Genomic DNA, 6,587 nt, shown 5'->3' with positions numbered 1-6,587 from the left:
CCCGCCCACGCGGCCCGGCCCCCGGGGGGGTCGCCGGGCCCGCCCCCCCCCCCCCCACGTCGTGCGTCGCGCCGCTGTGCCTAGATGCGCAGCAGCCTTTCAGTGGCTTCGCGGTACTGCCGCAGCGCGAGGCGCAGTTCTTCCGTGTGCGCCTCGGTGTCGTGGTCCTGCCAGCTCGCGCGCAGGACGCGACGGCGCTCCGTGAGGGTCTCGGTCAGGTGCCTGACGGCGTCGTCGAAGAGGCTGTCGGCCTCTTCCACCGCCTGGCGCGGACTCTCGACGAAGGTGCTGAGAGCCTGCTGGAGCCGCAGACCGAGCTTGTCGTGTTCGTTCTGCGGGAGCAGGGCGGAACCGACGTCGCCGGCCGGTGTGTGGGCGCCGGGGGTATGCGTGCCCGGGGTGTGGGAGCCGAGGTCGTGGGACCCGGGGTCATGGGTGCCGGGGGCGTGCGTGCCGGTCGCAGGGGAGCCCGCGGCAGGAGCGCCAGGAGCGCCAGGAGCGCCAGGAGCGCCCGGGGCGGGGGGAGCGGGGGTCGCCGCCGGAGCGGTGGCGGGAGCGGGGACGCCGCTGCCCATGGCCTGCTCGCGCGGTGTGGTGTGCCGGGCGTCGGTCATGACGTGCCACTTCCCTTCGCATGGCGCCGGGGCAGTGCCCACGGTGCGTGGCCGCGGTCGGCGGTGGTGTGCGGGTCGTTCCGGGTGGAGTCGACCGTGTGCTCGGCGACGAGTGCGTCGAAGAGGCGTCGGGCCTCGACCATGGCCTCGCGCATCTCCTCGGTGCCGCCCTGTCCGCGCGCCGCCGTGTGCACGCGGCGGTAGCCGTGGACGTGGTGGGAGTGGTGGACGGAGAGCGCGGCCACCTGCTCGTCGAAGCGCTCACCGTCGGGGAAGCCGCGGTCCCTTGACAGGCGGGCAAGGAGTGCGTCGGCCTCGACCACGGCCTGCTGCGGTGACTCGACGAACTGCTCCTGGACGCCTGCCCACTGGGCCACGTAGCGCTCGCGCGCGCCGGGCGGCAGCGGTTCGGACTTGATGGAGCCGTGCAGCCGCACACGCTCGTGCAGCTCTTGCTCGGCTGCCCGTACGTCTCCGCCGTGGCGGGCCACAGTGTGGTCGTACTCGGGCCCGAAGCGGTGCTTCAGACTCTGCCCGCCGCCCTTGGCTCGCCGCATGACGACGAAGAGGACGGCGGCTGCCGCGATGACGACCACGGCGATGATGACGGCGGTGATCATGGCTGCCTCCCTTGATGTCGTGGTGTGATCAGCTGATCTCGTGTTTCGTTCAGCGCTGAGGCCGGCCGATGGGCACCCACGCGACGCGGGCACCGATCGGGGCGTCTGTGATCAGCGTTTGAACGATTGCCTCCGGGTTCGCATGGCGGCCGAGTACCCCCATGTTCGGCAAACAGTCGACCGAGTGCCGATTCCCGTCTCAGGAGGCGCCGAAGGTACGCCGGTAGGCCTCGGGCGGCAGCCCCGTGACGCGGGTGAAGTGGCGCCGGAGCGTGGCGGACGTCCCCATGCCCGTCCGGGCCGCGATCCGTTCGACGCTCTCGTCGCCCGACTCCAGCAACTCCTGCGCCAGGCGCACACGTTGGCCGAGCAGCCAGCGCAGTGGCGCCGTGCCCGTGACGGCGTGGAAGTGCCGGGACAGATTGCGGCTGCTCATGCCCGCCTGCCGGGCCAGGTCCTCCACGGTGAGCGGCTGATCGAGGCGGGTCAGTGTCCAGGGCAGCAGATCGGCCAGGGGGTGGTCGCGTCCGTGCGTCACGGGTGCCGGGATGAACTGCGCCTGGCCGCCCTCCCGGTGGGGCGGGGTCACCAGCCGCCGGGCCAGTGCGTTGGCCACCGCCGCCCCGTGGTCGTCGCGCACGATGTGCAGGCACAGGTCCATGCCGGCGGCCTTCCCCGCCGAGGTGAGCACGCTGCCCTCGTCGGTGAAGAGGACCCCGGCGTCGACCGTGACGCGGGGGTGGAGCGCGGCGAGCCGCTCGGCGTGGGCCCAGTGCGTGGTGGCCCGGCGGCCGTCGAGCAGACCGGCCGCCGCCAGGACGAAGGCGCCGGTGCACAGCGAGACGATGCGGGCACCTGATGCGTGGGCGGTGCGCAGGGCCTCGGTCAGCTCGCCCGGCGGAACGCCTCCGATGTCGCGCCAGGCCGGGACGATCACCGTCTGCGCGGTGGCGACGGCTTCCAGGCCGTGGGTGGGCTCGGCGTGCAGCCACTGCCCGACACGTGTACCGGCCGCGCCGCACACGCTGAACGAGTACCAGGACCCGGCCAGGTCGGAGTGGTCCGAACCGAAAACTTCGAAGGCTGCGGCGGCCTCGAAAAGCATGCTGCCCTCGGGAAGTGCCATCGCCACGGTCCGCATGTCCGAAACTGTACGCCCCTCGTCATTCCGGCCGCTGGTGATGTGCGGGACGGGCGCGGAACATGGTGCGTGCAGGGCGCAACCGCCCGCAGGACAACGGGAGTCAACGATGAGCAACGCCCCCTTCACGCCCACCGCGCAGGACGCCGGCGTCCGCTCCGACCCGCGCACGGTCGCCGTCGTCGGCTCGTACGGCCACACCGGCCGCTTCGTCGTGGCCGAGCTCCTTCGCCGCGGCATGACGCCACTGCTCGTGGGACGCGACCGGCAGAAGCTGGAGGCGCTGCGCGGCCTGGCCCCCGAAGCGCCGGTGCGCGTGGCGTCCACCGGGGACGCGGCGTCCCTCGACCGGGCGCTCGACGGCGCCTCGGCGGTCGTCAACAGCGCGGGGCCGTTCCTCGACACGGCCCTTCCGGTGGCCGACGCGGCGCTGCGCGCGGGCATCCCGTACCTGGACGTCGCCGCCGAACAGGGCGTCAGCGCAACCCTGTTCGACACCTACGGCGAGCGCGCGCGAGAGGCGGGCGTCGTCATCGCCCCGTCCCTGGCGTTCTACGGCGGCCTCGGCGACCTGCTGGCCACCGCCGCGCTGGGGGAGTGGCCGGACGCGGACGAGATCACGCTCGCGTACGCCCTCGACAGCTGGCATCCGACCCAGGGCACCCGGCGCACCGGTGAGAGCAACGCCGGGCAGCACCTCGTGTACACGGGAGGCGAACTGCGCCCGTTCGACTACTCCCAGGACGCCTTTCCGTGGGACTTCCCCGAGCCGTTCAGCACCCAGGAGGCCTCCGCGTTCGCGACGGCCGACCAGGTCACGCTGCCGCGCCACGTGCGGACCCCCGAGGTACGGGCGGTGATGAACCTCGCGCCGCTGCGGGACATCCGGGCCGAGGAGACTCCGGCGCCCGAACCCGCCGACGCCGACGGGCGCTCCGCGCAGACCTTCCTCGTCGAGGCGGTCGTCCGGCGCGGCACACGGACCCGGCGCGCGGTCGCGGGCGGGCGCGACATCTACGCCGTGACGGCGCCGCTAGTCGTGGAGGCCGTCGAGCGCCTCCTCGACGGACGCGGCAAGGCGCCGGGCGTGCGCGCGGCCGGGGAGGCCTTCGACGCCGCGGACTTCCTGCGGGCGCTCACCCCCGAGCACCTGACCCGGCTCGACCTGCCGTCCTAGCCGGGTCGACACGCCCCGCCCGCGGCGGGAGCCCTATCTCTGGCCGCCGATCACCGGGCGGGAGACCTGATCCCGCAGATCGAGGCCGTCCCCGGCGTGTACGTCATCTCCCAGACGGACGGCAGCTTCCTCGCCCTGGCGAGAGCCCGCGCCCTGCTGCCCGACGTGCTGGTCATCGACCTCAGCGCCCGTTTCGCCGGCGACGCCGCGACGGTCGTCGACCAGGCCGGGCAACTGCGGCCGCCCAGCCACATCCTGGTCCACTCGGGCGACGCCTTGGTGGGGGCCGTTTCCCCGCCGGGGCTCGGAGACGCGCTGGCTCAGTTGGCGGGCGACGCGGCCCCGTCGCCGTGAAGGACGCCCTTGGCCCTTCGCCCTACGCCTGCGCGACCCGCACCGAGAGCCCGTAGTCCAGCTCGGAGCCGTCGACCAGAAGTGCCTCGACGGTGCGGGTCTCGGGGTCGATGTCGGCCTCCATGCCGTCACCGGCGAACCGGGGGAACCCGGAGGCCCCGGTCTCGCCCGTGGCCACCACGACGGCCGAGCGCAGGGCGCCGCGGCCGTCGGTGGTGCTTGAGCCGTCCCCCGAGAACTCGGGGACCAGCAGGATCTCGAAACGCTGCGGGACAGTGTTCATGACCGTGACGCTAGACAGGAGTCGCGCACCACGCATGTCCACCGCTGCCGCCCGGCGCCGCCCACCGCGCTAGCCGAGCGTCAGCTCGACGCGCAGCCGCCCCTGGGGGGCGGCCTGCGCCGACGCCTCGACGCGGACGGTGGCCTCGGCCGTGCCGGACGGGCCCAGGAGAGGGTCCGCCCGGCAGCTGAGCCTGTACTCGCCTGGTGCGGGGGCGACGAGGGAGAAACGTCCCTCGGCGTCCGTCAGGGCAGCGATGTCCGGCAGGGGGCGCGGACCCTCGGTGAACAGGACGTGGGCGCCCGTCACCGGGGTGCCCGAGGTGTCGCGGACGACGCCGGTGATCTCCACTGCGGACCTGCTGCCGTTCATCGGGGTTCGCTCACGCCTTCCATGCCACGTAGTTGTTGAAGACGGGGGTGGTGAACCGGGTTCCCGAGTTCACCCGGGCGCCGCCGTAGGCGTGGATGCCGAAGCCGTAGCGGCCGGTGCTGTCGATGCGGTAGACGGAGCTGCCGCTCTGCCCGCCCGCGGTGTCGATGTCGTAGTACACCTTGCGCGGGGCGACCGAGTCGATCCCGCGCGCCGCGTACCACTGCGTCCCGGACGGCTTGTCGCCCGGATAGCCGGAGATGTTGCCGGTGGCCTTGAGCAGGTCCGAGTCCGACCAGACGCCGAAGCCGAACCAGCCCGTGGTGGAGCCGATGTTGGAGGGCGTGATGATGGCGCCGTAGTCGAAGTTCTCGTCGCCGTTGCTCGTCCAGCCGGTCACGGAGCGGAAGCTCGTGCAGGTGATGCTGCCGTAGGGCAGCGAGGCGCCGTTGCGTCCCGGCATGACCTGGATGCTCTTCACCCAGCCGTCCCGGCCCGCCACGCCGCTGTTCTTGATGTAGACGCAGTGGCCCGCGGTCGCGAGGGTGTGGGGTCCGAGGAGCCACCCGGTGCCCTGGTAGAGGGCGTTGTCGCGGGCGGTGATCAGCAGGTAGCAGTGCACGCGCCACGGGTACACGCTGGTGTTGGTGATCTGGATGCGGTCGTCGGGGCCGTGCACGGTCTCCGGGGCCAGGGGCGGCGGGCCGTACGAGGCCTCGCCGATGTCGGGCAGCGAGGCGGTCGGTGCCGTCCAGGCCTCGGGTGCGAAGTGCTCCGGGCGCCGGTAGCCCTCGACGTGCTCCAGGCCTTCACCCGTCGAGTGCTGGGCCTGGCCCTCGGTCCCCTCGGAGGGCGGCTGCAGCACCGCCTCCTGCTCGGCGGCCAGCTTGATCGCTCCGTCGTCCGGTTCGTTCGTCACTGCGGTGTGTGGATCTTGCGCCATTCTGGATCACCCGGCTTCTCTCAGAGCTGCGATGTGATGCCTTGCAGGACGCCGCGGCCGCAACGTTTCTGGGTCGATTCCCTTGTTTACTGCCGCCGGACAAGTGTCGCAATGAGCCTTTTGCGCCGACCGTCGAACGGGCGCGCGTACTGGGGTCCAGGGGCCCCACGGGCGTCAACTGCCCGGCTCCCGGGGCACATTCGACGCTCGGGCCGACAGCTCGCCCCCGCCGCCTCACGGCGAACGGTCCCGCGCGGGTCCCAGCAGCCACCGCCGGACGCCCGCGCCCCGCCCGCTGCCGGAGCGGGCGGGGCGCGATGCCTCAATCGAGATTCGAACAGACGAGCAGCCCAGGGGAGTCGCCCGTTCCGCCCCGCGGGGAGCTAAGGGCGCGCGTAGGGCCGGGTCATGATCTCCATGTTGTGGCCGTCCGGATCGTCGAAGTACGCGCCGCGACCGCCGAACAGACGGTTGATCTGACCGGGTTCGGTATGGCTGGGGTCCGCGTAGTAGGTGACCCCGATCGCCTCCAGGCGGGCGATCATCGCGTCGAACTGTTCGTCGGGCACGAGGAACGCGTAGTGCTGGGACTGGACCGGCTCATCGGTCAGCTCGTAATAGTCGAGCGTCACGCCGTTGCCCAGGTCGACGGGCAGGAACGGCCCGAACGGGGCGCCGACCTTCAGGCCCAGGACCACGGCGAGGAACTCGGCGGACAGTTGCCGGTCCTTGGCGTAGACGGCGGTGTGGTTCAACTGGACGGTCGTGACAGGAGAATTGAGGTCGTGCGAGTGCGATTGCTGGTGCTGCGGCATGTGTGAGATCTCTTCCGGTTCCGGGAATCCACTGACGGTGCGCCGCATGGGGCGCTGCGGGAAGTCGGAAGAGGGGGCGGCGGGGCTCTGGCCCGCCTCGCGCTCACGCCAAGGCCGGATGCCTCACTTGTACGTGGCCCATGGCCGACCCGGCAGTCACCCGAGTGATCCTAATGAGTGCCATGAGGCGGGGCAACGCCGTTTTCGCCCCGCGCCTGACCGGCGGCACACCCAGGGCGGCCGGGCGTTAGCCTCGACCAGGACGACT

At 72.2% G+C, this 6,587-nt stretch carries 9 protein-coding genes; 2 read left to right on the top strand and 7 right to left on the bottom strand.

Translation table 11 applies throughout. From position 1 onward, the window contains the following. Positions 1-80 precede the first annotated feature (80 nt). From AB0I66_RS09520 to AB0I66_RS09510, 3 genes are all read right to left on the bottom strand, one after another. Positions 81-614 carry a hypothetical protein gene (locus AB0I66_RS09520; RefSeq protein WP_363207187.1) on the bottom strand — a complete coding sequence of 178 codons (534 nt, stop codon included), beginning with the start codon at positions 612-614 and terminating at the stop codon, positions 81-83. Continuing rightward, positions 611-1,234, bottom strand: a complete 624-nt coding sequence (locus AB0I66_RS09515; RefSeq protein WP_363207186.1) for a hypothetical protein — start codon at positions 1,232-1,234, stop codon at positions 611-613. Before AB0I66_RS09515 ends, AB0I66_RS09520 begins: the two co-directional genes overlap by 4 nt. Positions 1,235-1,433: 199 nt before the next feature. After that, the gene (locus AB0I66_RS09510; RefSeq protein ID WP_363207185.1) at positions 1,434-2,375 is read right to left on the bottom strand and encodes a helix-turn-helix domain-containing protein; all 942 of its coding nucleotides are present in this window, start codon (positions 2,373-2,375) and stop codon (positions 1,434-1,436) included. Between the two features lie 109 nt (positions 2,376-2,484). Between AB0I66_RS09510 and AB0I66_RS09505 the strand changes: the two genes are divergently transcribed. Beyond that, on the top strand, positions 2,485-3,552 hold the full coding sequence (locus AB0I66_RS09505) for a saccharopine dehydrogenase NADP-binding domain-containing protein (RefSeq protein ID WP_363207184.1): 1,068 nt from the start codon (positions 2,485-2,487) through the stop codon (positions 3,550-3,552). Between the two features lie 96 nt (positions 3,553-3,648). Next, a complete protein-coding gene (locus AB0I66_RS09500; protein WP_363207183.1) occupies positions 3,649-3,906 on the top strand; it encodes a hypothetical protein in 258 nt (85 codons plus the stop codon). 22 nt (positions 3,907-3,928) lie between these two features. On the opposite strand, the gene AB0I66_RS09495 is transcribed toward AB0I66_RS09500, so the two are convergent. The 4 genes from AB0I66_RS09495 to AB0I66_RS09480 form a co-directional block, all read right to left on the bottom strand. Next, a complete protein-coding gene (locus tag AB0I66_RS09495; protein ID WP_363207182.1) occupies positions 3,929-4,189 on the bottom strand; it encodes a hypothetical protein in 261 nt (86 codons plus the stop codon). Between the two features lie 69 nt (positions 4,190-4,258). Then, positions 4,259-4,561 (bottom strand): carboxypeptidase-like regulatory domain-containing protein, encoded by a 303-nt coding sequence (locus tag AB0I66_RS09490; RefSeq protein ID WP_363207181.1) that lies wholly within the window; start codon positions 4,559-4,561, stop codon positions 4,259-4,261. Positions 4,562-4,571: 10 nt separating this feature from the next. Further along, positions 4,572-5,504 carry an endopeptidase gene (locus AB0I66_RS09485; RefSeq protein ID WP_363207180.1) on the bottom strand — a complete coding sequence of 311 codons (933 nt, stop codon included), beginning with the start codon at positions 5,502-5,504 and terminating at the stop codon, positions 4,572-4,574. A 383-nt stretch (positions 5,505-5,887) separates the two neighbouring features. Beyond that, positions 5,888-6,319: a VOC family protein gene (locus tag AB0I66_RS09480; protein ID WP_363207179.1), complete on the bottom strand. Its 432-nt coding sequence runs from the start codon at positions 6,317-6,319 to the stop codon at positions 5,888-5,890. Positions 6,320-6,587: the final 268 nt, after the last annotated feature.

It is taken from the genome of Streptomyces sp. NPDC050439, from assembly GCF_040655335.1.
Classification (GTDB): domain Bacteria; phylum Actinomycetota; class Actinomycetes; order Streptomycetales; family Streptomycetaceae; genus Streptomyces.
This window is presented reverse-complemented; position numbering and strand designations above follow the sequence as displayed.